General features: G+C 61.2%; 26 protein-coding genes and 4 pseudogenes. 23 read left to right on the plus strand and 7 right to left on the minus strand.

Features of this window, described 5'->3' with window-relative positions; genetic code table 11:
• Position 1: 1 nt before the first annotated feature.
• Positions 2-862, minus strand: a complete 861-nt coding sequence (locus RJ03_RS32530) for a sigma-70 family RNA polymerase sigma factor (RefSeq protein WP_051025580.1) — start codon at positions 860-862, stop codon at positions 2-4.
• A 92-nt stretch (positions 863-954) separates the two neighbouring features.
• On the opposite strand from RJ03_RS32530, the gene RJ03_RS32535 reads away from it, so the two are divergent.
• From RJ03_RS32535 to RJ03_RS32550, 5 genes are all read left to right on the plus strand, one after another.
• The gene (locus tag RJ03_RS32535; protein ID WP_036510248.1) at positions 955-1,305 is read left to right on the plus strand and encodes a VOC family protein; all 351 of its coding nucleotides are present in this window, start codon (positions 955-957) and stop codon (positions 1,303-1,305) included.
• A 77-nt stretch (positions 1,306-1,382) separates the two neighbouring features.
• Positions 1,383-1,976: an MspA family porin gene (locus tag RJ03_RS32540; RefSeq protein WP_036510251.1), complete on the plus strand. Its 594-nt coding sequence runs from the start codon at positions 1,383-1,385 to the stop codon at positions 1,974-1,976.
• 776 nt (positions 1,977-2,752) lie between these two features.
• Positions 2,753-3,160, plus strand: coding sequence for a nuclear transport factor 2 family protein (locus RJ03_RS32545; RefSeq protein ID WP_036510254.1), 408 nt, complete (start codon positions 2,753-2,755; stop codon positions 3,158-3,160).
• A gap of 33 nt (positions 3,161-3,193) precedes the next feature.
• Complete coding sequence (locus tag RJ03_RS37615; RefSeq protein WP_157163574.1) at positions 3,194-3,760, plus strand: hypothetical protein; 567 nt, start codon at positions 3,194-3,196, stop codon at positions 3,758-3,760.
• A complete protein-coding gene (locus tag RJ03_RS32550; protein ID WP_157163575.1) occupies positions 3,757-4,665 on the plus strand; it encodes an alpha/beta fold hydrolase in 909 nt (302 codons plus the stop codon). Before RJ03_RS37615 ends, RJ03_RS32550 begins: the two co-directional genes overlap by 4 nt.
• A 273-nt stretch (positions 4,666-4,938) precedes the next feature.
• On the opposite strand, the gene RJ03_RS32555 is transcribed toward RJ03_RS32550, so the two are convergent.
• On the minus strand, positions 4,939-5,541 hold the full coding sequence (locus tag RJ03_RS32555; RefSeq protein ID WP_036510256.1) for a TetR/AcrR family transcriptional regulator: 603 nt from the start codon (positions 5,539-5,541) through the stop codon (positions 4,939-4,941).
• Positions 5,542-5,708: 167 nt separating this feature from the next.
• On the opposite strand from RJ03_RS32555, the gene RJ03_RS32560 reads away from it, so the two are divergent.
• The 6 genes and pseudogenes from RJ03_RS32560 (at position 5,709) to RJ03_RS38720 (ending at position 10,518) form a co-directional block, all read left to right on the plus strand.
• Positions 5,709-6,203 carry a nitroreductase/quinone reductase family protein gene (locus tag RJ03_RS32560; protein WP_083871513.1) on the plus strand — a complete coding sequence of 165 codons (495 nt, stop codon included), beginning with the start codon at positions 5,709-5,711 and terminating at the stop codon, positions 6,201-6,203.
• A gap of 79 nt (positions 6,204-6,282) precedes the next feature.
• The gene (locus RJ03_RS36585) at positions 6,283-6,927 is read left to right on the plus strand and encodes a class I SAM-dependent methyltransferase (RefSeq protein WP_083871514.1); all 645 of its coding nucleotides are present in this window, start codon (positions 6,283-6,285) and stop codon (positions 6,925-6,927) included.
• Positions 6,928-7,379: 452 nt separating this feature from the next.
• Positions 7,380-7,775 carry a hypothetical protein gene (locus RJ03_RS32570; RefSeq protein WP_157163576.1) on the plus strand — a complete coding sequence of 132 codons (396 nt, stop codon included), beginning with the start codon at positions 7,380-7,382 and terminating at the stop codon, positions 7,773-7,775.
• A complete protein-coding gene (locus RJ03_RS32575; protein WP_245552460.1) occupies positions 7,772-9,349 on the plus strand; it encodes a multicopper oxidase family protein in 1,578 nt (525 codons plus the stop codon). Before RJ03_RS32570 ends, RJ03_RS32575 begins: the two co-directional genes overlap by 4 nt.
• A gap of 436 nt (positions 9,350-9,785) precedes the next feature.
• Positions 9,786-10,163: pseudogene (locus RJ03_RS39155) on the plus strand (SDR family NAD(P)-dependent oxidoreductase); the annotation flags it as partial.
• 25 nt (positions 10,164-10,188) lie between these two features.
• On the plus strand, positions 10,189-10,518 hold the full coding sequence (locus tag RJ03_RS38720) for a hypothetical protein (RefSeq protein ID WP_051025584.1): 330 nt from the start codon (positions 10,189-10,191) through the stop codon (positions 10,516-10,518).
• Here RJ03_RS38720 and RJ03_RS36595 read toward each other — a convergent pair.
• Positions 10,511-11,179 (minus strand): TetR/AcrR family transcriptional regulator, encoded by a 669-nt coding sequence (locus RJ03_RS36595; RefSeq protein ID WP_245552461.1) that lies wholly within the window; start codon positions 11,177-11,179, stop codon positions 10,511-10,513. The genes RJ03_RS38720 and RJ03_RS36595 overlap by 8 nt on opposite strands.
• Before the next feature lie 176 nt (positions 11,180-11,355).
• Here RJ03_RS36595 and RJ03_RS32590 point away from each other — a divergent pair, with 176 nt between their 5' ends.
• From RJ03_RS32590 to RJ03_RS39160, 4 genes are all read left to right on the plus strand, one after another.
• On the plus strand, positions 11,356-12,591 hold the full coding sequence (locus tag RJ03_RS32590) for an LLM class flavin-dependent oxidoreductase (RefSeq protein WP_036510262.1): 1,236 nt from the start codon (positions 11,356-11,358) through the stop codon (positions 12,589-12,591).
• Positions 12,592-12,769: 178 nt separating this feature from the next.
• Positions 12,770-13,420 carry a hemerythrin domain-containing protein gene (locus RJ03_RS32595; protein ID WP_063820499.1) on the plus strand — a complete coding sequence of 217 codons (651 nt, stop codon included), beginning with the start codon at positions 12,770-12,772 and terminating at the stop codon, positions 13,418-13,420.
• A gap of 64 nt (positions 13,421-13,484) precedes the next feature.
• The gene (locus tag RJ03_RS32600; protein ID WP_036510265.1) at positions 13,485-13,670 is read left to right on the plus strand and encodes a hypothetical protein; all 186 of its coding nucleotides are present in this window, start codon (positions 13,485-13,487) and stop codon (positions 13,668-13,670) included.
• A gap of 277 nt (positions 13,671-13,947) precedes the next feature.
• Entirely contained in the window at positions 13,948-14,754 is an 807-nt protein-coding gene (locus RJ03_RS39160; protein WP_373281745.1) for a transposase, read from the plus strand.
• Positions 14,755-14,792: 38 nt separating this feature from the next.
• Here RJ03_RS39160 and RJ03_RS39165 read toward each other — a convergent pair.
• A pseudogene (locus RJ03_RS39165) lies at positions 14,793-14,921 on the minus strand (hypothetical protein); the annotation flags it as partial.
• Between the two features lie 82 nt (positions 14,922-15,003).
• A pseudogene (locus tag RJ03_RS32610) lies at positions 15,004-15,615 on the minus strand (recombinase family protein).
• A gap of 163 nt (positions 15,616-15,778) precedes the next feature.
• Here RJ03_RS32610 and RJ03_RS37625 point away from each other — a divergent pair.
• From RJ03_RS37625 to RJ03_RS35460, 4 genes are all read left to right on the plus strand, one after another.
• Complete coding sequence (locus RJ03_RS37625; protein WP_157163578.1) at positions 15,779-15,973, plus strand: hypothetical protein; 195 nt, start codon at positions 15,779-15,781, stop codon at positions 15,971-15,973.
• 365 nt (positions 15,974-16,338) lie between these two features.
• The gene (locus RJ03_RS32615; protein WP_063820500.1) at positions 16,339-16,758 is read left to right on the plus strand and encodes a hypothetical protein; all 420 of its coding nucleotides are present in this window, start codon (positions 16,339-16,341) and stop codon (positions 16,756-16,758) included.
• A gap of 21 nt (positions 16,759-16,779) precedes the next feature.
• The gene (locus RJ03_RS35455) at positions 16,780-17,253 is read left to right on the plus strand and encodes a helix-turn-helix domain-containing protein (RefSeq protein ID WP_051025587.1); all 474 of its coding nucleotides are present in this window, start codon (positions 16,780-16,782) and stop codon (positions 17,251-17,253) included.
• Positions 17,241-17,438, plus strand: coding sequence for a hypothetical protein (locus tag RJ03_RS35460; protein WP_051025588.1), 198 nt, complete (start codon positions 17,241-17,243; stop codon positions 17,436-17,438). Before RJ03_RS35455 ends, RJ03_RS35460 begins: the two co-directional genes overlap by 13 nt.
• A 349-nt stretch (positions 17,439-17,787) precedes the next feature.
• Here the strand turns inward: RJ03_RS35460 and RJ03_RS38735 are convergent, their stop codons facing one another.
• Both RJ03_RS38735 and RJ03_RS39170 read right to left on the minus strand, forming a co-directional pair.
• Entirely contained in the window at positions 17,788-17,952 is a 165-nt protein-coding gene (locus RJ03_RS38735) for a hypothetical protein (protein ID WP_245552463.1), read from the minus strand.
• 259 nt (positions 17,953-18,211) lie between these two features.
• Positions 18,212-18,337 (minus strand): annotated as a pseudogene (locus tag RJ03_RS39170) (PadR family transcriptional regulator); the annotation flags it as partial.
• A 332-nt stretch (positions 18,338-18,669) separates the two neighbouring features.
• On the opposite strand from RJ03_RS39170, the gene RJ03_RS32625 reads away from it, so the two are divergent.
• The 4 genes from RJ03_RS32625 (at position 18,670) to RJ03_RS32640 (ending at position 25,608) form a co-directional block, all read left to right on the plus strand.
• On the plus strand, positions 18,670-19,290 hold the full coding sequence (locus RJ03_RS32625; RefSeq protein WP_036510271.1) for a TetR/AcrR family transcriptional regulator: 621 nt from the start codon (positions 18,670-18,672) through the stop codon (positions 19,288-19,290).
• A gap of 1,062 nt (positions 19,291-20,352) precedes the next feature.
• Complete coding sequence (locus RJ03_RS32630) at positions 20,353-22,377, plus strand: hydantoinase/oxoprolinase family protein (RefSeq protein WP_218001049.1); 2,025 nt, start codon at positions 20,353-20,355, stop codon at positions 22,375-22,377.
• Position 22,378: 1 nt separating this feature from the next.
• The gene (locus RJ03_RS32635) at positions 22,379-24,151 is read left to right on the plus strand and encodes a hydantoinase B/oxoprolinase family protein (RefSeq protein WP_036510277.1); all 1,773 of its coding nucleotides are present in this window, start codon (positions 22,379-22,381) and stop codon (positions 24,149-24,151) included.
• Positions 24,148-25,608 carry an aldehyde dehydrogenase family protein gene (locus RJ03_RS32640; protein WP_036510280.1) on the plus strand — a complete coding sequence of 487 codons (1,461 nt, stop codon included), beginning with the start codon at positions 24,148-24,150 and terminating at the stop codon, positions 25,606-25,608. Before RJ03_RS32635 ends, RJ03_RS32640 begins: the two co-directional genes overlap by 4 nt.
• Positions 25,609-26,141: the final 533 nt, after the last annotated feature.

Raw genomic sequence — 26,141 nt, forward strand, 5'->3', positions numbered from 1 at the left:
GTCAGTACTCCGCTCGGTCGGTTGCAAGCTCCAGGGTAGCCAGGATCTCGGGATCGGCGATCAATTCGATCTCTTGCACCAGGCCGTCGTCGATCCAGAAGGTGAACGCAACCTTCGTCTGTTCACCGACCATCCACGCCAAGCCGGGCTCGCCGTCGATCGATATCGGTCGCGCACCCCTTGCGCCGCCATGGAAGCGAGCGGCGACCGCGAGCGCGCCGTCGTATATGTGTTTCGCACCCATCTGCTCGCCTGTGCTATCAGCGCGCATGACCGCATCCGGCGCCAGCAGGTTCAGCAGGTCGGAGAGCTCTCCGCCGCGCGCAGCCGAGAGAAATGCATCGACCACCTCACGGCTTTCCACGCGCTTGCGCTGCTCCTCCACCGGCTCGGGTGCTCCGCGCACTTTGCGGCGTGCTCGACTGGCCAGCTTACGGACAGCCATGTCCGAGCGACCCAGCGCAGCGCTGATCTGTTCGAAGGGGTAGCCGAATACGTCGTGCAGGACGAACGCCACCCGTTCGGCCGGCGCGAGCGTGCCGAGGACGATCTGCATCGCGTCGCCGACCTGATCGGCCAACAGCGCATCGGCCTCGGGATCAACCTGTAGGTGATCGGCGGGCAGCTCGGCTTGCGCCGCCGATTCCGCAGCGGACCTGGTGTGGCGTCGGCGCAACTGGTCCAGACACAGACGGGTGACCACTGTGGTCAGAAACGCGGGTGGATCATCGACAACGTCGAGGCGGGACATGCGCAACCACGCCTCCTGGACCACATCGTCTGCTTCGGCATTCGCTCCGAGAACTCGGGCCGCGATCGCGGTCAGCCGTGGACGCTCAGCCTCGAGTTCGGTCAAATCCATATGTGTCATGTTCTATAGACGGATTCGAACGCTGCAATGTGACTCACGCGCCGCGGCGGTCACAAATGTTGCCCAGTACGCGTCAGTAGAGCATGAACACTCTCGAGAACATCGTGTACACCGTCAATGATCTGAACGCGGCCAAGGCTATCCAGATCGCATTGCTCGACACCGAGCCGCACACCGACAACATCCACTACGTGGGCTTCAACGTTGGCGGTACCGAGATCGGCTTGACCCCTGTCCAACGCGACGCGGCCACCTCCACTGTCGCGCACATCCGGGTCGCTGATCTCGACGCTACCCTCGAACGGGCCCGCAAGGCCGGCGCCACTGTTGTGAACGAACCCCGGCAGGTGAGCCCCGGCACTCGCGTCGCAGCTGTTCAAGGATCGGAAGGTCCCGTCTATGGGCTCATCGAACACACCGAAGCCACCGCGTAAGCCGACGGAGCACGCGAAATCCAATGAATAGGGAAGTTCTTCGGATGAGACGCTCTACGGTCGCTGTCCTGTGCCTCATGGCGACAACACTCAGCGTCGGTACCTCTGCAATCGCAACAGCAGACCCCGTAGCGGACACCTCGCGCGAGGCCATCACCGACGATGGTTGGCAGATACGAGTCAGCAAACTGGAAGAGAACGTGGATCGTGTTCCGAACCTGGCTGAGTCGCCATTCACTCGGGAGGGGTTCGTCAGGTTGAAGGCAGTTGCCGATATCGCTGGGAGCGGTCACGTGCCAGTCGATGCTGCCAATCTGACGCTGGGATACCAGATCGGCTGTCAAGTCGACGTCTCCAACGGCATGACTATAGGGCTGTCCGCAGCAGTAGGGCCGAACGTCAGCATTTCCGTGGGCGGGGTGAACGCGGGTATGAGCGCATTGGCGATTCCCAGTCTGTCTTTCGCCCCCAAACCGGGCACCATCACTACCGTACCGTTGGCAACGAAGCAGCTCAGTGGCGCGCACGCCTCGGTCACGGTCGATCAAGTGCAGGTCAAGGTCGATTCCTGCCTGGGGCCGGTGAGTCTACGCTCCTACGCGATAGCCTCTACCTCGACCGCCGACGCCGACAACTCCGTAGCCGTCTACGGCGATCCCATCTGGCTGTGACGAATGCGAACCACGTTCTTGTGCCTGGCCGCGCTGACGGTAACGATCTCGGCGTTCTCGCTGCCGAGCGCCCGAGCCGATGCGGGACTGCCTACGAGCACTTGTACTGCAGAGCAACCCCCTGGCTCGCCACGCTGTCCGCCCCCTTCGACCGCTGGTGAGAATCATTCGTCGCCCCTTCCGCTGCAGATGCTTCTGCCGGCGCCCCGCAAGTCGAACAATTCTGGTTCCCAAGACAAGGTCGGTGCGTTGACCCCACCACCACCCGCTACAAACCACGACCGGAACCATCGGCCGATCGTTTCATAGCGGTCGGCACCGAACTTGCAACGACGGGTTCTGCGAACTCAACGACGGTTGGTATCCGATGTGGGTACCAACCGTCGGCGTTCGGAACCGCCGCACGGCCGAACCGACCCGGTGCGGGTGCACACCGGACATTCAGCGAAGTGTCCGGCCTCCGTACGTTTGCGGTCAGGCGCGACCGGAAATGGTGTTCGATGTACCCACGGGGTGGGCGAGCTGGTTCGATGCGCGGCTTTGCGCGCGGCGGTGTGTAGGCATGGCCGCGTCCGTTGGTCCGATCCGCCCATTTCCCCCGAACGACCGATGAGGCTCGTGTCGGCGATGTTGCCCTCGACGCCGCGATGACAAGCCGGTTGCGCCATGCAGTCACACAAGGAGGCGATCGTATCCAATTTTTATAATTATGTAGACATATACTGTGACAGTGGATACACTTTGGCTGATTCAGGAGCCCTTCGGAGGAGTAGCAGATGGCCAGCAACGTCGAAATCGTTCGGAAGATGTACGCGGATTTGGCTGACGGGAATTTCGACGCCATCTTGGAGGCGTTGGACCCGGAGATCGTCTGGGCGGAACCCGATCTGGAGTTCTTGCCGTATCCGGGCGTGACCGAAGGTCGCGACAATGTAGCTGCCGACGTCTTCGCGAAGATCCCCGCTGTCTACGAGAAGCTCGAGTTCGTACCCGAAGTGCTTGTCGATGGTGGTGACACAGTGACCGTCATGGGGCCGGCGACCGCGAAGGGAGCGCATGGGGATGCCGAGCACTTCCGGTTCGCCCACGTGGTGAGGCTCCAGAACGGGCGAGTGGTGCGCTTCGATCACTTTGTGGATACGCACAAGATCGCCCGCACGCTTGCCGCGAAGCCATCCACGTAACTCCGGTCCGTCCATTGCGAAGAAGACGTTCGAATGGTTGCGTTCGAAGGTGGCGAGCCGGGGGGCGGCGAGGGAAGGGCGACAGGTAAGCAGATTCTGCGCGATCGTTGCTCACTGGGAGTGGGGCCCGTCCCGGGGCTGCCGACGGCAAGCGAGCTACTGCGCGCCCTGCGCGGTCTACGCGTCGATGGATATCTGTGCCAGCTTGGGTACGACCTGCTTCAGGCTCACAGATTGTGCCGCGAATGCCCGGAGCGAGTAACTGAGGTGCGCATCCGCAGACGTGCCTTGATTCTCGATATCAACGCGTACGCCGGCAGTCGGTTGCGGGGAAGGAGAGCCTGGCTCCGGGTGGGTTCGGATGCCCTGGGGATCTTGATAGATCAGATCGCGTGTGTAGCGGAGAGTGCATTTTACACATTGACGACCGGCGATCCGGCGGGGGACGATATGCATGCGATATGGACCCGGCTAGCTGAGCTCGAAAATGAATACACTGATCTCGTAACGGATTTCATCGACACGGCGAACTGGCTTGATTCCTACGGTATATGGACAGGCGGTGCCGTTTCAACCCCATCGAAGGAAAGCGGAAGATGAAAGACATCGATTGGACTTTCGGTGGCCTATGGCCTTACGAGCCGCATTGGTTCGACACCCCGGAAGGGCGTCTGCATTACATCGATGAGGGGCCACGCGACGGCCGGCCTGTGGTGATGGTCCACGGAAACCCGACCTGGGGCTTCCTTTATCGCAACTTCGTGGGACCGCTCGTTGACGCTGGCTATCGTGCAATCGTGCCCGATTTCCTGGGCTTCGGGCGGTCGGACAAGCCATCGGACCCTACCTTGTATCATCCGGGCAAGCACTCGGGGCGGCTCAATGCGTTGCTGGACTCGTTGGATCTCCATGACGCGGTGGTGATACCCCAGGACTGGGGGGCGCTCGGCCTGGCCTGGGCGGCGGCCAATCCGGATCGAGTCGACGGTCTGTTCATCATGAATTCTTCTTTTCAGAATCCGAAGGAGGAGTGGAAGTTTCCGTTACCGCTGAAGTTCTTCCGGATTCCTGGGGTTGGTGAGCTCCTGGTTAAGGGATTCTCGATGTTCCATCGTTCTTTCCTTTTCGGCGTCGGGGTGGTCAAGAAGGAAAGACTGACGAAGCAGGTTCGTCACGCCTACCTCGCACCGCATCCTACCTGGTCCAGCCGAACCGGTGTCCTGGAATTCCCTCGTGCAATTCCGAACGGGCCCAACAGTGCGATGGCTCCACTGCTGATCGCGACAGAGAAGGGGCTGGAGAAGCATTTTCGGGACCGACCGGTGAAGATCGTGTGGGCAATGAGCGATGTCGCGTTCACTCCGGACATGATCGATAATCTTTGGTTGCAGACCTTTCCTGATGCCAATGTGGTTCGCCTTGAAAAGGCGGGGCACTATCTGCAGGAGGATGCCTACGAACGCATAGTGCCAGAACTTCTTAAGTATCTAGCTGACCTCACGTAGAGAAAAAATCGGGTGTGCTACCGACGGTGGCGGGGCCGTGCGTGCCTGCCATCGGAGCCGCTCGCATGTGTTTGCCCTCCGATATCGCCGTGTGGGCAATCGCTGGTTGTACAGTCCTCCCGTGTCTCGAACGTGTGGTTGAACAGTGCGCATCGTTAGGCGTGATGCGGGATGGCCTTCAATCTTGCCGTTGATGCGCGGCTTGGTGATGGTGATTGGGTCACCCGACGCGTGATCGACTCATGCCCGGACAGCCACCGCGCGCCCCAGGATTCAGGTTTCGACGGCACGAGTGAACAGGCCTGCTCGCGCCGCCATGAGGGTCACTGCCGTGGCTGTCTCGGCGGTGCGGTCGTCGACATTTTCGTGCGTAATGAGCACGCGTAGATAAATGGGCGCAACGAGCGCCTTCACAAGCTCCGCGGGATCGGTCCCCGCGGGGAGTTCGTTTCGAGCGATGGCGCGATCGATGACGGGAAGGCTACGGCGTATGCGATCGCGGAATACGTGTCGCACCACATCGGGAGGCTGCTGGCTCCCTGCGGTATCGACCACGAGGACCGACAGCACGGCCCGACCTGCAGGGCTCGACGTCCAGGCCGCCAAGCTACGCGCGAGCATGCGAAGGTCCCCTTCGATCGAGCCGGTGTCGGGAATGGGAATCTTCGTGGCCACACTCTCCGAGAGTGCGTCGGTGATGAGAGCGTCGCGGTCGGGCCATCGGCGGTACACAGTTGTTTTGTGGACACCCGCCCGGCGCGCGACGTTCTCGAATGTAAAGGCGGCGTATCCGCGTTCGCTCAACTCTGCGACCGCTGCGGCGAGAACGGCGGCACGTACCTTCGGCCCTCGTCCTGGGGCCGCGACTGCACTCATTGCAACTCCTTGTTGCGATATGGGCGAGGTTCTGGCATGCTCGATGCTATCGCAACTTGAGGTTGCGGTAGACAAGTTGCCGACACGCAGAGTAAGCGTTCCACGCTGACTGGACCGCCCCTACGTCGGGGAATGTGTGGAATGGATTCGCATCATGGGTGTGCGGCATGGATCCGAACTCTTTGAGAGATTTCATGGTCAATTCTCCAAACGAAGTCAAGCTCGGGCAGTCACGTGTCCAGCGGCTGGGCAATGTTGTGGTCCGGCTCATACTCCGGTCGCCGTTGCATCGCATTTTGAGCGGAAAGCTACTGATCATCACCGTGATCGGAAGGAAGACGGGTCGTATCTACCAGAATCCGGTGGCCTATGTGCGGCATGAGGATCATCTGCTCATCGGTACATCGGCTGGTTGGCGGCGAAATCTTCGTGTCGGTGAGCCGGTTCGCATTCGGTTGCGGGGCGCGAATCTCGACGCCGAGTGGGAGGTGGTCACCGCTGAAGGGCCTGCCGCGGAGTTCTATCGCGTGATCCTCGAGCACAATCCGACTCACGGGAAATTCGCGGGCATCGCGCTCGAGCCTGACGGGTCGGTGAACCGCGAGGATCTACGCCGAGCGTTGGCCAGAGGAACGGCTGTGGTACGTCTCCGCCCGGTTTAGCGAGTGGCACGCAGCGGTGCGGGACGCCTCTCGGTAAGGCACGAAACCAGGCGAAACACAAAATGATGGGAAGTCTGCAATGTCTACTCCTGAATTCGATCGCACAACGTACTTCAACTCCGTATACAGCTCACAGTCTCCGGACGGTGCGGCGATTCGAGCTGCTGGCTGGGATATCGGTATGCCGCAACCGGAGGTGTTGGCTCTGGAAGAAGCCGGCGCAATAGGCCATCGTGTTCTGGACGCCGGCTGTGGAAGTGGGGAGAATGCGCTCTATCTCGCCTCGCGTGGTCATGAGGTGACCGGCGTGGATATCGCTCCCGCCGCGCTGGAACACGCGCGCTTCAAAGCGTCTCGACGCGGTGTAGATGCCACGTTCGTCGTTGGCGACGGTCGAGAGTTGCCCTCAATAGTCGGTCAATTCGATGCGATCGTCGATTCCGGGTTGTTTCACATCTTCACTCTCGATGACCGGTCTCGGTATGTGGAAGCTCTGCGGGGGGTCTCGGTTATCGGGGGCGTGGTGCACATCCTGGCTGTCAGTGATCTGGCAACACCGGGACCGGGACCTCAGCGGTTGACCGAACACGAGTTGCGCGACGCATTCGGAAACGGTTGGGCTGTCGACTCGCTGCGGCGGTGCGAGATGCTTGGGCGGCTGCCGGGTGACGACCTGGAATCTGCCGTCCCCGCTTGGCTTTTGAGCGCACGACGGACGCTGTGATGAAGCCGTCTTCGGCGTGAGGTCGGCATATCCGGCCCACGGACGAAGCGCGCCGCCGTCACGATAGAACCGCCCTTGCGCTGGCTACTCTTGCGAGATCAATCGCTCTTGCAGATCGGTGGATGAGGCCGGCTCGCGGATTCAGCGACGTCGGAGCTGTGCCCTCCGGAAGTCGACCGAGGCTTTGTGACCGCGATCTGCCGGATTGTCCTCGCGACGCGCACAGCAGATCCACGATGAGCCTCTGGTGCGCCGGTCGGTGTGTCGAGCCGTGCTCGAGTGCCGGCACGATCGCTCGCATCAACAGCGTCTGCAGATTTCAAATTTTTCGACATCCATTTAGTGAAACAAAGCGGCGTAAGCCGCCATGTGGAAGGACATTTCATGTCAGAGTCGGTGCGGAGATCCGAGAACGGGTCGGCTCGAGGGGCTCACGCGGGGGAGTGGGCGCGATGAAGCGGACCATCTTCTGGGCCCTTCGGGCGGTGACGTTGTTGACCGCGGCCAGCGGTGTGGCGCAGTCGACGCTGGCGGGTGAGTTCCTGTCTGGCAGTCTCGGGGCTTTGGACGCGCATTCTGTCAACGGATCGGTTCTCGCCGCTGGGCTGCTGATTCAGACCGCTGGTTTCGGACTGGCTCGGCTTGTCATCGGATCGACGGGATGGGCGGCACTGATCAGTCTGATGCTGACCGCTGCCGCAGGTATCGAGATGATGCTCGGGCGCAGAGGGAACCTCGCAGTACATGTTCCGCTCGGCGTGCTGCTCACCGCCGGCCTGCTCGGATTGTTCTCCTACACCTGGCGTAATCGCGGTCTGGTCGGAGCGAAGGCGTTGGGGGAGAAATGAACTCGATGAATCGTCGCGACCTGTTCCGGCTCATGGGCGGAGTGGGAATTGTGGCCGGGCTGGGGGCCGCAACCGGGTTCCGATTCGCCACCGGCCTACCTACCTTGGGTGCGCAGGAGACTTCCGATGCTCGTCTGCCGGAACCGTTCACGTTGCCGCTGATGAGACCGTCGGTGCTCACGCCCGAGCGGACCGACTCGACAACCGATTACTACCGCATCACACAGCGTCCGGGTTCAGCCACGATCCTGCCGGGGTATTCCACCCCGATTTGGGGCTATAACGGAACTTTTCCCGGGCCGACGCTGATTTCGCGACGCAGCAGGCGAACAGTAGTGACTCATCGCAACGAACTTCCGGTTCCAACAGTCGTACATCTGCATGGGGGGCACGTGCCAACCATTTCCGATGGGTATCCGACCGATCTGCTGGTTCCGGTGGGTGCCGAGCAGGCGCCACACCCGATGTCGGGGGACATCGACCCGTCCGCTGGAATCGTAATAGGCGAGCGTGATTACGACTACCCGATGAGCCAGCCCGCAGCGACACTCTGGTACCACGACCATCGGATGGACTACACCGGAGCGTCCGTCTGGAGAGGGCTGGCCGGTTTCCACTTGATCGTCGATGACGCCGAAAAAGATCTCCGGCTGCCTTCGGGAAGCCGGGACATTCCCCTGATGATTACCGATCGGGCCTTCACGGCCGATGGCGGATTCAAATATCCGGCTCTGGATCCGGACATGCGGTCCAAGCCTGGTGTGACAGCCGAGTACATGCAGGGTGTACTCGGCGATGTGGTGCTGGTCAATGGCGTGCCGTGGCCTTTGCATCGTGTCGATGCAGCGCGCTACCGGTTGCGGATATTGAACGCCTCCAATGCTCGGGTGTACCGGCTGCGAACAGACGTATCCCATGGACGGAAGGTTCCGTTCATCCAGATCGGGTCAGATGGCGGGCTCCTGGGGCGAGCGCAGACACTGGACACTTTGGACCTCGCCCCCGGTGAACGTTTCGATCTCGTCGTCGACTTCTCGGAGTGTGCGGTCGGCGACGAGGTAACCGTTCACAACGACCTCGGCTCAGGCGGCGCGACACAAGTTATGCGATTCGTAGTAGAGCAAAAGGCTGAAGACGACACCGTTATTCCAGACGTTCTGACCTCGATCGACAAGATAGATCCAGCCGCGGCCGTTCGCACACGTCAGTTCAGTTTCCGGCGGGGCGGGACGGGCTGGCTGATCAACGACAAACCCTACGTCCCTGAGAGGGTTGTGGCAGATCCCAGGGCGGGCGAGGTAGAGATCTGGCGGCTCGTGACGGCGCTGAACCACCCCATTCACCTACATCTCAATCAATTCCAAGTGCTCTCACGCAACGGCAAACCGCCGCGGGCCACCGATGCCGGCTGGAAGGATACCCTCGATCTTCGCGCCGCCGAGGTGGCGGAGATCGCGATCCGCTTCACCGACTACCCGGGGCGGTATGTCATGCATTGTCACAATTTCGAGCATGAGGACATGGGGATGATGGCCACCTTCGACGTGCGGGATGCGCGGGATCCGGCCCGCTGACTCGATCACGGACGGCGTGCGTGTCCAGCCGGCAAGACGGCGGGCGCGAGCGGCGATATGTATCCGTCTATGGTCATATTATGGACAAATTTGCAAGATTTGGATACAATTTTGGAGTGGTTCATAGGGGAGCGGCGGAGCATCGATAACGGCGTGGTTGGTGGTGCTTTGCTCGCCTGTGATCCTCGGTTGGTTACAACTGAATCTCTCGATGGTTGCGCTGCGTGGACTTGGTCCGTTCCGCGGCTCACGGCGTGATTTCGGCGCGGCCATATGGTGACCCTGTCTCGAATCGATGCGCGCAATTTGGGGCCGCTGAAGAGAGAGTGGTCTGCAGGCGAGGGCCATTCGAATCCCTGCCACCTGGCAATGAGGCCGGGCTGGTCCCCAATGATGTGGTCCTGCAGTTAGTCCCGCGAAACAGGCGAGAATGCTAATGTCGGACGGACCTTTGTTTGGGCTGGCGAGATCGCCGGGCCCACAGACCGCCGGGCTGATCGCGGCCGTGGGCGGCACCACACACGCCTACGCGGTCGACGTCTCCGACGAGGCCGCGATGCGTGAGCGCGCAGCGACGGTGATCGAAGCGCACGGGATGCCCGACATCCTGATCAACAACGTCGGCATCGGCCAGGTGGAGGACTTCTTCGAGACCTTGGCCGCCGAATTCGACCGAGTGCTGCGGTCAACCTGGGCGAGCCGTCAACGGCTGCCGCACCTTCGGCGAGGTGATGGCGCGGCGTGGCCTCGGCGCCACATCGTCAACCTGTCGAGTATGGCCGCCTGCAGTCCGCAGCAGGGCTTCAGCGTGTATCCGACGAGTAAGTCGGCCGTGTTTCATGTTCTCCGACTGCCTGGGCGCCGAACTGGCCGGCAAGAGGATCAAGGTGCATACGATCTGCCCCGTAATCGTGCCTACAAATATCGTTGCCACCACCAAGCTCTCGGGCCTGACGGCCGACGACGAGGCGGCGAAGCACGCGAAATACAATGCGCTGTTCCGCAAGCGCAGCTACGGGCCGGAGAAGATTGCCGAGCGGATCGTGCGCGCGGTCGAACACTACCGCGACATCGTCCCGGCAACTCCCGAGGCGCATCTGCAGTACCACTTCCGTCGTTTGGCACCGGCTTTGAACCGCTTCTTCGCGGCGCGGGTCAAGCTCACGTAAAGCGTGGGAGGGGGCCGGATGTGCCAGCGTCGCGCAAACAGTCTGCCTCGGCGCCGGTATCCGTGTACAGCTGGAGCGCGCTGTCCACTATTGCCGTTATGTAGCGATCGTCGATCGACAACCCGGCGAAGAGCCGCCGATACATCAATGGTCCGGCGAGCTGGTCGATAACCATCGTGATGTCCGTGTCGTTCCGCAGTTCGCCGCGACTTCTGGCGGACTCGAGAATCGCCCGGAACCCTGCCGACCCTGAGCGGTACAGGGCTTCTTTGAGTTCCGCGAACGCGGGGTCGAAGGGAGCTCGTTCGAGCACCGCCCTCATGGTCCGTTCGCTCACTGGGTCGTCGAGCAGTTCACGTAGGCCGTTCAACTCGCTGTTCAGGTCGGCCCGCGTCTCGCCCGTCGGCGGAGTCCGTGCGCGGGTCATCCGCTGCTCGGTTGCGTCGTGCACCAATGCTGCGACATCTGGCCAGTGGCGGTAAAGGGTTGTTCTCCCCACGCCGCTTCGGGCGGCGACAGCGGCATGAGTGACGCCGGTCAACCCGTCCTCGGCAATCAGCTCACGAACAGCTGCCAGTGCTGCTCGGCGGCTACGAATGACCCGTGGGTCCGGACCTCTAGTCAGTGCGGCCCGAGTCGTCCAAGGCTGAGCTTCGTTCACCGAAATCTCCTTCGCCCACGAACTGGATTGGCGTTGTGGAACATCTTGCACCAAAGAACGGTTTGGTACATACTGTTCTATATCTGTAGGACAGAGTGTTCCGTAGAGGCTGGTTGTCGGCATCCGCTGTGCGGTCGGCTGCTTCGTTCGGGCCCATTTCCGCTAGGAGGACATCGTTGAAGACACTGCTCATGAGCACGGCGGCCATTCCGGTCACGCTGGCAGAGCGTCGGTCGCGACGACCGGTCGCTCGTGACGTCGAGTTGTACCAAGGCATGCTGCATAGCTACGAGGAAACCGTACGGTTGGCCGACGAACTGGGGTTCGAGGGTATCGGTAGTACAGAGCATCATCTGCAGACCGAAGGCGGGGAGTCGATGCCGAATCCGCTCATGCTGTATACGAAGTTGGCGGCTTCCACCTCAAGAATCAAGTTCATGCCAATGTCCGTCGTGGTCACCTCGCACGACCCGATCAGGGTGGCCGAGGACCTGGCGCTATTTACACACATGTTCCCGGGGCGCTTGGCCGGTGTTCAATTCGCACGTGGTTATCAGACCCGCTGGATGCAGACCCTCACGCAGTCGGACAACATCGTCGCTCTCAACCCGGCATCCGACCAGCGCAATCGGGCAAAATTCGACGAATATCTCGCGATTGTCGAAAAGGCTTGGTCCGAGGATTCATTCAACCATCGTGGCGACTACTATCAGGCCCCGTTTCCGGCGGAGGGGATCGCCGATTGGGCGCTGGCTGATTGGACACGCGCTTACGGAGGGCTTGGCGAAGTCGACGAAAACGGTACGGTCCACGAGATCGGTGTCGTACCGAAGCCGTTCGAACGCCCACGGATCTTCATCCCGAACACCTTCTCGCCGCAAACGGCGATCGATTCCGCGAAACATGGGCGCACTCTTGTCTTCGCGGCAGGAAACCGCGAGCGGGCACGCCAGACGGCGGAGCTTTACCGCGATACCGCGAACGAGGCAGGCCGGAGGCTGGGTCTCGGGCAGAATTTCGGCATGTTGGTAAAAATCGCGTTCGGGGACACCTATGAGGAAGCTTTCGACTATGCGGCGCGTACTTATGGATTCTGGTATCAGAACTTCTTCCAGAAATTCAGATTCACCGAGGTATTCCGCACCGCTGCCGACGATCCGACTCGTCCCTTCGATCTCGGGGACGAACGGGCGTTGACGCAGCGAATGATCGACAGTGGCCACCTGTTATGCGGTACCGCCGAGCAGGTTCTTGACCAGATCGCGGAGGTTGCGACCGTCTACGGCGGCGGAAAACTGGATTGGCTGATCTATGAGACCTGGGGCCAGTCGCTGCCGGACGACGAGCGCGCGGAATCGCATCGCTACCAGCTCAGCACGTATGCCGACCAGATCATGCCGGCGTTCAGTTGAACAACCATCGTCGGCCGGGTGGATGCGATTCCACTCGGCCGGTGCAGTGGCCGGCCGGGCCCACGGCCTTGACCTGGGTTCGAAGAAACCGCCCGCGATTGCTTCTCTGCGTCGGTGCCGGTGCGATTCCGTTTCCGCTCGCGAGGATACGTTGCGAATATGGAAAGGAGCACCTCTCATGGGCAGTCCGAACGTCATGATGATGATTGTGGTTCACAACGCGTTTCGCCGTGATTTGACCCGCATGCAGGCCGCGGCGGCCGAAGCGGATGACCGAGCTACGCGTGCCGCCCTGCGGAAAACCTGGACGACATTCAGCCGGTATCTGAGCGTCCATCATCTCGCCGAGGACGAGATGCTCTGGCCTCCACTGCAAGCCAAACTGAGCGAGGGGGTTGCCGAGGAGACGCTCCTGGTGGAAATGGCACACGAACATGCCCAGCTCGATCCGTTGATGAAGGAGATAGATGAGGCGTTGGCTCATGGCTCGGCCTCCCGCCTGATTCGACTGTTTGAAGATCTCGGTACCGTGTTGACGGGCCACCTCGACCATGAAGAGTCCGCCGCGCTGCCTTTGGTGCAGCAGAAGCTGAGCGTCGCCGAGTGGAAGAGCTTCACAAATGATCAGCGCAGACGGGTAGGCCTGCGCAGCGCGGGCACCTTCTTCCCCTGGTTGCTCGACGGTACGCCACCCCAAGTTCGAGACCGAGTACTAGGCATCATCCCACCACCGCTTCGGGTGGTTTATCGGACGGTTTGGGAGCCCCGCTATCGTCGCCGGTCCCCATGGGTAAGCGAGCAATCGTCAGGTCGGCCTGCTGCCAGGTGACCACCGCAGCGGCCCACGGTGTGGACGAGTTCGTTGATGGCAACTCTAGGAAACTCTAGCCGCGGTGCCGGTGCACGGCCATTTCGTGGTGGAATCGACTGCGATGGAATCGTTGTTGTCGCCGCAGGTGGCGAGCAGGCTCGTCACCGTCACCACGCCCAGCGCCACCACAATCACCGGCAGCGAGGCGGCAGTCGAGATCTCCGGCACCCGTCCCAGCAGCCGTGTGCTGAGTGCCGCACCAGCTTGACGCCGATGAACCGGCAACCCGTAGGCCAGATCCGCCAGCCGGACCAGGACTGCCTGCAGAACGAAATACAGTGCGCGGCACCGAACCGATCACGACGACGAGATCAGCGCCATTACCGCCGCGACCACCGGCCCGCCTCGCGCACGGCCAACTTCGAGCGCCTAACAGGTTCTGTCTGGTGGCGTCGGGTTCGGTTGCAGTGAAGTATGTTTCGTTGTGGCGGCACCGTGGATCGTGGATGACGAGTTGTGGACGGTAATCGAGCCGGCTACTGCCGGTGAAACCGGCCGGGACACCGGGAGCAGCGCAGATGGACTCCCGTCTGGTGTCGCAGGGAATCTTGTTCGTCCTGATCACCGGGGTCGGGTGGGAAGACCTGCCCCAGGAACCCGGGTTCGGGTACTGGATGACGTGTTGGCGCCGGTTGCGGGACCGGCAAGGAGGAGGCGATCAACGGGCACCGCGCCTTCATCGCCCGCCGACGCAAAATGCCCTCGAGCGAGGAATACCGTATCCCGACCGATGCCGAATGGGACGAGTTCCTCGGCCACTTCGAATGCCGCAAGGTCGCGCTGGGCGAATGCGGCCGGGCATACGGCACGAGTTGCCTAGCACGAGCACAGCTGCATCCGATGCCCGCTGCCGCGAACCGGCCCGACCCAACGCGACCGCCTCGAGCAGATCCGAGACAACCTCAGCGACAGGATCACTGAGGCCGAACGCGAAGGCTGGCTGGGTGAGGCCGAAGGCCTGCGGGTCAGCCTCGCCGCAGCTGCGGACAAGCTGGCTCAGCTCGACAATCGTGCCCGCCAAGCGGCGACCGTCTTCTTGGACACCCCGGCCTTCCCCGAAGTCGTCAGCAGGACGCTCACCGCCGGCATGCTGCCAGCTCCAGCCCGAAGTGGCGGACCGGCATGAGCATGGGCGGAACGGTGGTGATTCTCTACCTGAAGTCTCGAACAGAAGGTGCTGTGCCACCGTTGTCACCGACCACCGAGCGTCGTCCAATTCACCGATCCCACTGCCGGGCCATAGACGAGACACGAACCGTGCCACGCCCTCTCCCGCGGTGACATGCACATGAAGGTGCCGATTGTGCTGCTCATCGCCGAGCGTGGTCAGAACCTGGCAACCACCATGCTCATCGGCGACATCGCCCGCGACCTCCTGCACGACCTGCAGCAGTTGAGCACCCAGCCCCGGCTCCAACTCCAACAGCGACCGAGCATGCCGCTTGGGGACCACGATCACATGATCGGTTCCGAACCCGCGACGGGGCGGCTGTGACCTTCGGTGATGGATGGCCGAGATTCTGCGGCGATAGTTGGCCGGTCTACGCGGCGCCGTTGCGCAGGTAGTTGTGGACGGTTTCGCGGCTGACGCCGAATTCGTTGGCCGGCAGGGATTTCGGTTCGCCGGCCGCGGCGCGGGCGCGAAGCTGGTCGGCCTGCTCGGGGTTGAGGGCGGGTTTGCGGCCGGTGTAGACGCCGCCGGTCTTCGCCGCGGCGATCCCTTCGCGTTGACGTTCGAGGATGAGTGCGCGTTCGAACTCGGCGAAGGCGCCCATCACGCTCAGCAGCAGGTTCGCCATGGGTGAGTCCTCGCCGGTGAAAGTCAGGATCTCCTTGACGAATTCGACTCGTACGCCTTTGCCGGTGAGGATGCGCACGAGCCGGTGTAGGTCGTCGAGGTTGCGGGCGAGGCGGTCCATGGAGTGAACGATGACAGTGTCGCCGTCGCGGACGAAGGCGATCATCTCGTCGAGTTTGGGGCGGGTGGTGTCCTTGCCGGAGGCCTTGTCGGTGAAGGTGCGTTAAACGTCGATCCCGTCGAGCTGGCGGACGGTGTTCTGATCGACCGTGCTGACCCGGATATAGCCGACCGCATGATGTGCGCCTTTAGCGACCTGATTTGTTAGGTTGAACTCTAAGAACTCACCTGACATGTGTCGAGAAATTCGAAACTTGACCCTATTTTGACGCTGTTCGCCCTCGGTCACGGTTGTGGTGTTGGGGTCTACCCCAAATGTACGTGGCATACCGACTGATCCACGAAAGGATGGCTGCAGGTGTGAACGTACCGTGCCGCGCGGAGAGCGGGCTGGAGGAATGGACACCGAGAACCTGCGCCTGGCCATCCTCCGTCGTGTCGTTGCCGAACTGCGCGACGTGGCCGAAAACCTGCGTGCCGAGCGCGCCCGCATCGCCGACGCCCCGGGCGACACCGACTGGCCCGACCGAATAGTGACCGACCTCCCCGGCAGGTCATCAAGAGCTGGCTTGTCATCCTGCTGGAGGTGTTGATGCGCGACTGCTTGCGTCGGTGGCCCATTCCTTGATCGCGGCGAACGATCGCGCACGGTCGCAGTGGTTGCCAGCGCCAGCAAGCAGGATTCCGGCCAACCGTAACCGGCGCAGTCGGCGCTTCCGCGAATCGGGCACCCACACCATCGGCATGTCCTGGGTCGCACTCTTGCTCCACGACTTCGCTGAGTCCTGGGTTGAAGGCCTGTCGGTTCGGTCTGTGGTCGGTCTGTGGCGTTACCCGCGCTACTCTGTACACAGACTTAAAGAAGATGTATACATACTATCTAGAAATGTATTCTGAACGATGTGAAGTTACCCCAACGGATGTGCCCGCGGGCACAGAATGGATACATAAGGTGCGCATGCATACTCAGGCTGTCAGGTTGGCCCTCGCCGCGTCGGCGATCGTTGCTGGATCAATAGCTGTGGCCGGACCGGCGAATGCGGTCGCGACCCCAGCCGAGGCATGCGGCAGCAATTACCACGAAATCGATCACCACGACATCCCCGGCGCACGCATCCACCTGCTCTACAACGGGTCCGTTGACTGCGTAGTCACGACGCAGAACAGCCCCGGCACTGCAGTCAACATGTACGCTCAAATCGCGAAGCAGAACGCGGACGGAAACTTCACCGACTACAACACTGACGAGGGCAAATTCGCTTACTACGCTGGCCCGGTGCGGGTGACCGCTCCCGGCGTCTGCATCGACTGGGGAGGCATGATGACATCCGGCGGGGTAGCTTACGTCTGGTTCTCAGGCGCCTCACACTGCCGCTGACCGCGCAAAGCCGAGGACTGTGTGCGCGAGCGCATCACCGCTATCCACGCCCGCGCACCCGGCCACATCGACCCGGCCGCGGTCTCCGCCATGGATTCGCACCTCGTGGGCGGCGATCATCAACTCCCACCTAGATTCACGCAACGATTCCTGACGGCTCGCTTCACCACGTGGCTTACCTCGCTCGTTCGGGGCGTGTCGGTATCGTCATCCGCCGATACTGTCGCGGTGACCGACAGCGCGGGGAGTGAGGCGGCGGGGCTGGACGGGTTGTCGGCATCGCAGCGACAGCAGGCGATGACACGGTTCACGGTGCTGCGCCCCTACCTCGAGGCTGGCATCCCACTCGCTCAGGCCGCGACGGCGGCCGAGGTGCCGGTCCGCACGGCGCGCCGATGGCTGGCCGCCTATCGTCGTGACGGCCTGCCTGGGTTAGTGCGCAAACCCGCACCGGCAAGGGGCAGCGGCAGCTTCCTGAGCAGATGGTGCAGTTGATCGAGGGTCTGGCGCTGCGGCGCCCGGCACCGAGCGCCGCGACGATCCATCGCCAGATTCTGGATATCGCTGCCGGGCAGGGCTGGCCCACACCGTCTTACAGCACGGTCTACGACATCGTCGCGGCCATCGATCCGGCGTTGCGGATGTTGGCGATCGACGGTGACAAACGGTATCGGGGCTGACCATGATTGAGGACGACCACTCCCATTGCCATCGCAGGGTATGCGGTCAACCTCGGGGCTCCCTCGGCGTTGAACACCGCACTGGCTCTGCGGCAAGCGATCTGGCGTAAAGCCCATCCTGATTGGCACGTGTGCGGTACTCCCGATGTCCTCTATACCGACCACGGCAGCGACTTCACCTCCCACCACCTCGAACAGTCCTCGCCGACCTCAAGGTCAGGCCGGTGTTCTCGCTGCGTATGGGCGAACAACCCTGCCCTTGGCGAGCCGAGTTTGTCGGTGAGGCTGGGCGGCTGTCAGAGGGGGCGAGCGGGTTTCGGCAGTGCGCTCGGGCGCTACAGCCGGTTCGTCAGCTTCGGTAGCGGTCCGCCGGGTGATGTTTCTCGGAGATCCGCCCGTAGGATGCGGGACCGGAATACTCCCACGCCACCGTGCCGGCATCGAGATCGGAGATCACGTCTCGTACCCAGCTGAGCTCGGCGGCGATCATCGCGCGGACATACTGGGGTGCCATCCAATGACGGCGTGGCGCCGCATTGGTAGCCGCCGATTCGTACGTCGCGCCGGCGCGTGCGAGGGCGTCTGTGAGATGCTTGACTCGCTCGCGCAACAACCCGAGTGCATGGTCCTTGAGGGAGGAGTGCACCTGAGCCAAGGCGACCGAAACGAGGGATACGCCTGCGCGGGTTCCGCAGGGTCTCGGCGATCTTGTCTCGCAATGCCTTTCGGCCGACATCGGTAACATCGTACATAGCCCGTTCCGGCCGGCTCCTCTCGCGATCGATCCCCTTGGTGCTTACCAGCTCTTGTTCGGCCAGCCGCGTGACCGTGTGGTATATCGAGCCGGTCCGCACCTTGAGTAGTTCGTCTCCGAGGCGACCAACAAGCAACTGCTGCATCTCATATGGATGCTTGGTCGTTCTTCGAGTAACGCAAGAACGGCTATCGCCAAAGGTGTCACGGCAGGCTGCGCCCGCTGCGTCATCGGGGTACCTCTCCCTGCTGCACGGTTTCGAGCGGGCATGTGACGTGGACCGAACGAGCTATGGCGGAACCGTGCGCGGTCACCTCACTGTGTGAATCCAAATGTTAGCATATCATCGACATCTTGACATCATATGGATACGAAGGAGGGGATCGGCTTGGCAGTCGCAGTCGGCGCGGCTCGGTCTGCTCAGTCACGTCGCGATTGGATCGTATTGGTAGAGCAGGCAAAGCGTGGTCGTAGCTAATGCCTCGGCCAAAGTCTCTGACGGCAGGAGAAATCGCTGCGGCGGCGCTGGCCGTCATCGATCGTAACGCTCTCGATGCCCTCACTATTCGTGCCGTCGCCGAAGAGTTGGGTATGAGCACGATGTCGATATATCGGTACGTCAAGGGTCGGGAGGAACTCGAAAGATATATTGTCGACCTCGTGATCGCGTCAATCGATGTCTCGCTGGAGGAGCATTTATCGTGGCGCGAGCGGATCCGCATACTGCTACAACGGTTTCGGGATAGCGTCGCAAGGCACCCGCAGGTAGCACCGCTGTTGCTCAACTATTGTTTTGATTCCGAAAGTGCCTTGCCCTGGATGGAAGGGTTGCTGGAGACCTTAGCAGAAGCCGGTTTCGCGGGCGAACGACGATACATTGCCCTTCGGTTGATGGCCAGATTTGTGTCCAACTCGGTCCAAGGGCAGTACATGCGTGGGTCTATTGAGCAATCGAATCCTCCGGCGAATCGAGCAGGCAGAAGTTTTCCGTTGGCGGCAGAAATTCCTATTCATGCCCGCAACGTCACGGCTGATCGAGAGTTCAGCGATCAGCTGGCCATAATACTCGATGGTCTCGCAGTCACGATTGAGAATTGAGTTCACTTCACGGAAATCGGCTATTCATCAATCGCGGCAATTCAATTAGGACTCCCAACTCGTTGCTCTATCCTACCGTTGATGCCGAGCTCATTCTTGGACGAGTGAATATCGCGTACGCGGCGACAACGCACGACGTTGCGTTGCAGTGGTCGCATCATCAGGGGAGCGGTCACTATTACTGCGAGACACCCGAAACTGGAGCCGTCCCTGTTTCACCTGATCGAGGGTATGCGGGCGTCGATGAAATTGAGAAAGGCCCGGGATATCGCGTTTGCTGCCGGCTGAGCCACATGCAACCGGGCCGCCGCGCGGGTGAAGTGCCGTTCCTCAGCGGTCGCGAAGTGGCTTCACCCGATCGAGGAGTGTGGGCAGCATCAGGTGGTCGTTGACGTTGGCTGCGGATGGTGAGCGGGAAACCATTCGCGCAGGTCAGAATGTGTGCTTGGAACCGGCCTTGGCGCGGTCGACCGGGCTCGGACCTGTTGTGCCGCCCCTTTTTTCGCCCGCACGTGCGAGCTGTCGACCATGATCCGGCCGATGTCGATCAATCGGGCGGCGTGGGCGCGGGCAAGTGCGGCCTGATGGATCTGCTCGAACGTCCCGGCTTGCCAGTCTCGCAACCGGCGCCAACACGTCATCCCGGAACCGAACCCGAGTTCCTAGGGCAGGTCTTCCCACCCGACCCTGGTGATCCGCACAAACAAGATTCCCGCACGACCAGACGGGAGTCCATCTGCGCTGGTCCCGGTGCATGAGGACATGGGGGTGATGGCCACCTTCGATGTGCGGGATGGGCCGGATCCGGCCCGCTGACTCGATCACTGAGGTTGCAGATGCCCAGCCGGGCCAGATGGTGTGTGTTCGGTTGGACATGCATCCATCTCACTCTGCGATCCAGCAGGATCGTCTTGCGCATGCCGCGAGCTACTGTGGCGCGTCAGACAGTGCATCACGACGTGCCGATGAAGCAAGCCGAAACTGTATCCAACTAGTTAATTTTCGTATACAGTCGAGAGCGGGGTTCGGTGGACACGAGGAGACTGGAATATGGCCGTAAGGATGGCAGTCGACATCGGGGGTACGTTCACGGATGTAGTGGCGTACGACGACGTGCGCGGGACACTGACGCTCGGTAAGGCACTGAGCACCCCGGAGAACCTCATCGACGGGATCTTCGAAGGTGTCCGGGCGGCGAATGTGTCCGAGGACGAGTTGTCCCTGGTGGTTCACGGTAGCACCGTCGTAGTCAACGCACTGATCGAACGCAAGGGTGCGCGGACAGCGCTGTTGACCACGCGTGGTTTTCGAGACGTCTACGAGATCGGTCGGATCAACCGCCCCGATGCGTTCAATATGGCCTTCACGAAGCATCGGCCGCTGGTAGACCGGGCCATGATCTTCGAGGTCGACGAGCGATTGGCCGCCGACGGTTCGGTAATCGAAGAGCTGTACGAGGAGGGGGTTCGGCAGGTCGCTCATCGGCTGCGTGAACTACGAGTCGAAGCTGTGGCTGTTGTGTTGCTGCACTCGTATCGCAACTCTGAACATGAGGTACGCGTTGGGAGAATCCTCGAGGAGGAGCTGCCAGGCTGCTACATCAGTATGTCCCATCAGATATCACGCGAGTATCGTGAATTCGAACGGACATCTACGGTCGCGGCCAATGCATTCGTCGGCCCCGAAGTCAGCCGGTACCTCGGCCGCTTCGCCGATCGGCTGGGCTCCGAGAACGCACTTGCCGTGATGCAGTCGAATGGCGGTATTTCCGACGTCGCGACAGCCAAGGTGCAGTGTGTTCAGATGCTCGAATCCGGGCCGGCGGGCGGCGTTGTCGGCACCATCGCGATGTGTGAGCGCTTGGGCTATCGACAGGCCATCGCCTTCGATATGGGGGGGACCACAGCGAAATCGGCGGTAATCCGGGATCTCACGATGCCGCTTGCCAGCGACTATTTCCTCGGTGGGTACGCAACCGGGTTGCCGATTCGAATCCCCTGCATCGATATCGTCGAAGTCGGGACAGGTGGCGGCAGCATCGCTTGGGTCGACAGTGCACAGGGTGTGCACGTCGGGCCTCGCAGCGCGGGCTCCGCCCCGGGGCCTGCCTGCTACGGACGGGGTGGGACCGATGCCACGATCACCGATGCGACAGTTGCTCTCGGACACCTGTCCCCCCAGGGCGAGCTGTTCGGCGGGTTGCGGCTGGACGGCGCCAAAGCGGTCGCTGCCGTCCAGGAGGTCGCCGACCGGATCGGCGTCGACATGCCGGTAGCGGCCGCGGGAATCATCGCGATCGGCGCAGCGGCAATGGCTAATTCGGTCCGAGCCGTCACCACGGAACGCGGCCTGGACCCACGTGACTTCGCAATGTTCGCATACGGCGGCAACGGCCCGCTGCATGTCTCGCTTGTGGCGCGCGAACTCGGCATCCGACACGTTGTCATACCGCCGATGCCATCGGTTTTCTCTGCTGTCGGAATGCTGATGGCGAATCTTCGCCGAGATATCGTGCAAACGAAGGTTCGAACGCTTGATGCGGCAACAGCGGCAGATGTGGACCACGAATTCCAGGAACTGGAGCTCGAATGCGAGAAGTCGCTTCGCGCGAGTGTGGTCGAATTCGGAGAAGTGCGATTCGAACGTGCAGCGGACATGCGGTATGTAGGACAAGAGCACACAGTAACCGTTCAGATTCCGCGAGACATATCCGGATCCGCAATTCGCCCCCTATTCGACGCGGCTCATGAGAAGCGTTACAGCCACAGCGCACCAGAGCAGCCGGCCCAGATCGTCAGCCTGCGTGTTTCCGCAGTCGGCGCGTTGCCTAAACCGCTTCTCTCCGGAATCGAGCCCGGAGGTCCCCGCCCGCCGGAAAATTCGGTCGTAGGTAGGCGTGAGGTAACGTTTTCGGCAGACGAAGGCCCGGTGTCTACTCCGGTGTTCGATCGAGCCGCACTGCGCGCCGGTAACGAAATCGATGGCCCGGCGGTGATCGACGAGCCGACAACCTCAGTCCTGGTGCGTCCTGGAGATACCGTCCTTGTCGACCCTTTCGGCAATCTGCTGATGACGATCGGAGCCTGAGATGAGCATTGATCCACTCTCCAACGGATCGGGCCGGAATGTCGATCCGATCACTGCCGAGATAATTCGGTCCGCATTGGTCGCGATCACCGACGAAATGAAGACCAATTTGATGCGAACCGCCTACAATTTGATCATATACGAGGCGCAGGACTTCACCGTAGGACTGTTCGATGTCGACGGAAATACCATGTCGATCGGGCTAGGGCTCCCGATGTTCATTCGTGGTCTCTCGGACGCGGTAAAGGCCAAGATCGAATTCTATGGTATCGATGGAATTCATCCGGGCGACATCATCCTGACTAACGACGCATACATCATGGGCAGCCACCTAAATCACATGATTTTCACGCTGCCGATATTTCACGACGGCGAACTGGTGGCTTTCGCATCGTCCATGGCCCATTGGCTGGATGTCGGGGGTGTGCTCGGTGGCACCACCACAGACATCTATTCGGAGGGATTGCAGGTACCGATCGTCAAGATCTTCAGAGAAGGTGTGCAGAACGACGAGCTCACCAGGCTCATCGCGACGAATGTCCGCTTCGAAGATTTGGCCATGGGCGACTTCAATGCGCAGGTCGCAGCGATTCGTACCGGCGAGGCACGCATGCACACGCTTCTCGAACGCTATGGCGCCGACACTGTCCGAGACTGCGTTCGGCAGATGTATCACCGTAGCGACGAACTGGCACGGCAGGCGGTTCTGCAGATTCCCGACGGTACCTACTCCGCGGAAGCGTATATGGACGACGACGGCGTCACGATCGGACGTCAAGTGCCGATTCGAGTGCAGGTAGTGGTAGCCGGAGACTCGATGACTATCGATCTCGAAGGAATGAGTCCGCAAGTAGCGGGCTACTACAACTCCGGGGCGACTGCTGGTCGGTCTGCGGCGCAAGTGGCATTCAAATGCATAACCTCACCTCTGGACTACCCGATCAACGACGGCGCGCTCAGTTCGCTCAATGTCAAATTGCCACCCGGTACAGTAGTGAGCGCAGTGAAACCTGCTGCCATGCGCTGGTGGATGACCTATCCGATGACCGTGGTCGACTGCATATTCAAGGCGCTTGCGCCGGTACTTCCGAATGTCAGTATTGCCGGTCATCATGCTGACCTCGGTATGACGTTGTCGCATGGGACGGATCCCGAAGGTCGATTCTTCCAATTCGTTGGTGGGCCCCAAGGAGGTGGATGGGGCGCGACCTCGGCGGCCGACGGACAATCCGCGACTATCTGCGTCAATGACGGCGACACACACAACGCGCCGGTCGAGGTCACAGAAGCAAAGTCGCCGACCGTCAGGATCGAGGAGTACGCGCTTGTTCAGGATTCCGGCGGGCCGGGCCGCTTCCGGGGAGGCCTCGGAACACGGCTGAAGGTTCGGGCCAACGTGGATGTCCAGCTCAGCTCGTGGATCGAGCGAACAACTTGCGCCCCATGGGGTTTGGAACACGGGCACTCGGGCGTGGCGAACAGCATCAGGGTGGACCGAAGCGACGGCACGGAAGTCGAATTCCCAAATGGCAAAGTTCAAGGGATTTCCCTCGCCGCCGGCGATTGCCACGTCGTTGTGGTTGGCGGCGGTGGTGGATTCGGTCCGCCATATGAGAGGCCGACCGGCGAGGTACTCGCTGACGTAAGGGCGGGATACGTATCCGTCGACGCGGCTGAGCGCGACTACGGTGTCGTCGTGACGTCGAATAGTCAGGGCGACTTCGAAATCGATACCCATGCAACCGAATCGCTACGCAACGGAGACTTGTCATGACCGCGATATCCACCAACCCCGACGAACTCGATGACGCAACGGCGATCGACGAACTTGATCGCAGGTTCCACCAGATGCGTGCTGCATCTGGTGAACAAAATACGCCAACACTCGACCAAAGGCGTGAGGACCTCACCGCGCTGGCAGGTGCCATGTTCGGCTTCCGAAAGCAGATTCAAGAAGCACTGGCTGCCGACTTTGCCGTGCACCCGACCCAGCTGACCGACTTGACGGAAGTGCTCGGTGTCGCCGGGCAAGCGCAATACGTAGCCAGCCAGCTGGAAGAGTGGGCAGCGCCCCAGCAGCGTTTCGTCGACCCACAATCCTTCGGTACTGCAACGGCAGAAATTCAGTACCAGCCCAAGGGCATTGTCGGAGTGCTGTCACCGTGGAATTTTCCGTTCCTGCTGTCGCTGGGACCGCTGGTCGATATTCTGGCGGCCGGTAACCGGGCAATTCTCAAACCGTCGGAACTTGCACCCGCGAGCAGCATGGTGTTGGCTGATATCGTCTCGTCGACATTCGACAGCGATCGAGTCGCGGTCGTGACCGGCGGCGTCGCCCTGGCTCGGCGCTTCGCCGAATTGCGGTGGGATCACCTGCTCTACACCGGGAACGCTACGGTGGGTCGTCAAGTGGCGGTAGCTGCCGCGCAGAATCTCGTACCGGTCACACTGGAACTGGGCGGCAAGAACCCAGTGATCGTCCACAGCGACAGCGTCAACGAGGAGACGGTTGCACAGATCATCGGAAACAAACTGGCGAAGAATGGCCAGATTTGCATCGCTCCCGACTATTGTCTGGTTCCCCGTTCACAGCTCGAAGAGTTCATTGAGCTTTCGATATCTCATACCTTCACTACCATGCCCGATTACGGGACTTCGCCGGACTGCACCGGGATCATCAACGAGCGTCATCTGCGCCGATTGACCGGCGCGCTTGACGAAGCCCGTCAGCGTGGCGTGAAGGTTGTCGATCTCAAACCGAACGTCGAGATCGATCCGGCGACTCGGCAAATGCCGCTCACCCTCGTGGTGGATCCTCCGGAAGACCTAGCCGTGATGAATGAGGAGATATTCGGCCCCATCCTGCCGATCAAGCCCTACGATACGATCGACGAGGCCGTCGGGTACATCAATTCTCACGACAAACCCCTCGGGCTGTACATCTTCACCAGGGATTCGCATGCAGCGCAGACCATCCTCGATCGCACCGCATCCGGAGGCGCCTGCATCAACACGTGCGCAGTGCAGGGTGTGCTTCCATCGTTGGGTTTCGGTGGTGTGGGAAGTAGTGGCTACGGCCGGCACCGAGGTGTGGAAGGATTCCGTGAATTTTCGAATCAACGTGGGGTCGTGACCCGCGGAACCGGAGACACCACAGCCGCATTTTTCCCGCCCTACTCTGGGCACGCCCAGCAAATCGTAGATGCCGTTTTCGGCGAGACTGCAGGATGAATGCGCTCTCCCGCTGCACGCGGCGCGGTGGGTGGTCTGATGAATTCTATGAGATCGTCCTAGAACGCAGAGTGCAAGGCACTGTAATGTCGATCGATCGCTCTGATTCCGGAGCTCGATCGCAGATCGACGCAATCACTATACGTCTAACGACCTACCAGGAATGTTGATGGACATTTCCGTATACACCTCCGCGGAGGAGATCCTCGATTATTTCGGAAAATGCCCTGTTTGTGGTTACCCCGCATCGGCGTGGCGATATACGCAGAGACACGCCGACGGCGCCGTCGCAAGCCTTGTCGTCGCACATTGCGGGCTTCCGTGCGGCTGGAGCGGCCCGGTCGAGCCGACGTCGATGACGCGAGTCGCGCGCCACCGAGTCCGGCGGGATTGAGTCTCCTTCGAGCAGCCAATTCCGAAGTAGCCTCCCGATACCTCATAGCATTTCGTCTAATCGGAGGGGCAGCCGAATCTCCGCTCAAAGGAGGGCACGTTTGGCTCCGTCACGATCACCGGCCACGTCGCCCTCCCCG

The organism is Nocardia aobensis NBRC 100429 (assembly GCF_000308375.1).
In the GTDB taxonomy this organism is placed as follows: Bacteria; Actinomycetota; Actinomycetes; order Mycobacteriales; family Mycobacteriaceae; genus Nocardia; species Nocardia aobensis.

What these genes read in the sequence shown, in the direction of transcription:
- RJ03_RS32540 (WP_036510251.1), top strand. Translation starts at nt 1,383, where the DNA reads ATGGCGACAACACTCAGCGTCGGTACCTCTGCAATCGCAACAGCAGAC.
- RJ03_RS32555 (WP_036510256.1), bottom strand. Translation starts at nt 5,541, where the DNA reads ATGAGTGCAGTCGCGGCCCCAGGACGAGGGCCGAAGGTACGTGCCGCC.
- RJ03_RS37615 (WP_157163574.1), top strand. Translation starts at nt 3,194, where the DNA reads ATGGTTGCGTTCGAAGGTGGCGAGCCGGGGGGCGGCGAGGGAAGGGCG.
- RJ03_RS32640 (WP_036510280.1), top strand. Translation starts at nt 24,148, where the DNA reads ATGACCGCGATATCCACCAACCCCGACGAACTCGATGACGCAACGGCG.
- RJ03_RS32630 (WP_218001049.1), top strand. Translation starts at nt 20,353, where the DNA reads ATGGCAGTCGACATCGGGGGTACGTTCACGGATGTAGTGGCGTACGAC.
- RJ03_RS32560 (WP_083871513.1), top strand. Translation starts at nt 5,709, where the DNA reads ATGGATCCGAACTCTTTGAGAGATTTCATGGTCAATTCTCCAAACGAA.
- RJ03_RS32635 (WP_036510277.1), top strand. Translation starts at nt 22,379, where the DNA reads ATGAGCATTGATCCACTCTCCAACGGATCGGGCCGGAATGTCGATCCG.
- RJ03_RS36585 (WP_083871514.1), top strand. Translation starts at nt 6,283, where the DNA reads ATGTCTACTCCTGAATTCGATCGCACAACGTACTTCAACTCCGTATAC.
- RJ03_RS32530 (WP_051025580.1), bottom strand. Translation starts at nt 862, where the DNA reads ATGGATTTGACCGAACTCGAGGCTGAGCGTCCACGGCTGACCGCGATC.
- RJ03_RS32615 (WP_063820500.1), top strand. Translation starts at nt 16,339, where the DNA reads ATGCATACTCAGGCTGTCAGGTTGGCCCTCGCCGCGTCGGCGATCGTT.
- RJ03_RS37625 (WP_157163578.1), top strand. Translation starts at nt 15,779, where the DNA reads ATGGACACCGAGAACCTGCGCCTGGCCATCCTCCGTCGTGTCGTTGCC.
- RJ03_RS32535 (WP_036510248.1), top strand. Translation starts at nt 955, where the DNA reads ATGAACACTCTCGAGAACATCGTGTACACCGTCAATGATCTGAACGCG.
- RJ03_RS32595 (WP_063820499.1), top strand. Translation starts at nt 12,770, where the DNA reads ATGGGCAGTCCGAACGTCATGATGATGATTGTGGTTCACAACGCGTTT.
- RJ03_RS32575 (WP_245552460.1), top strand. Translation starts at nt 7,772, where the DNA reads ATGAACTCGATGAATCGTCGCGACCTGTTCCGGCTCATGGGCGGAGTG.
- RJ03_RS38735 (WP_245552463.1), bottom strand. Translation starts at nt 17,952, where the DNA reads ATGGCACCCCAGTATGTCCGCGCGATGATCGCCGCCGAGCTCAGCTGG.
- RJ03_RS32545 (WP_036510254.1), top strand. Translation starts at nt 2,753, where the DNA reads ATGGCCAGCAACGTCGAAATCGTTCGGAAGATGTACGCGGATTTGGCT.
- RJ03_RS32625 (WP_036510271.1), top strand. Translation starts at nt 18,670, where the DNA reads ATGCCTCGGCCAAAGTCTCTGACGGCAGGAGAAATCGCTGCGGCGGCG.
- RJ03_RS32570 (WP_157163576.1), top strand. Translation starts at nt 7,380, where the DNA reads ATGAAGCGGACCATCTTCTGGGCCCTTCGGGCGGTGACGTTGTTGACC.
- RJ03_RS35460 (WP_051025588.1), top strand. Translation starts at nt 17,241, where the DNA reads ATGGTGCAGTTGATCGAGGGTCTGGCGCTGCGGCGCCCGGCACCGAGC.
- RJ03_RS32550 (WP_157163575.1), top strand. Translation starts at nt 3,757, where the DNA reads ATGAAAGACATCGATTGGACTTTCGGTGGCCTATGGCCTTACGAGCCG.
- RJ03_RS38720 (WP_051025584.1), top strand. Translation starts at nt 10,189, where the DNA reads ATGTTCTCCGACTGCCTGGGCGCCGAACTGGCCGGCAAGAGGATCAAG.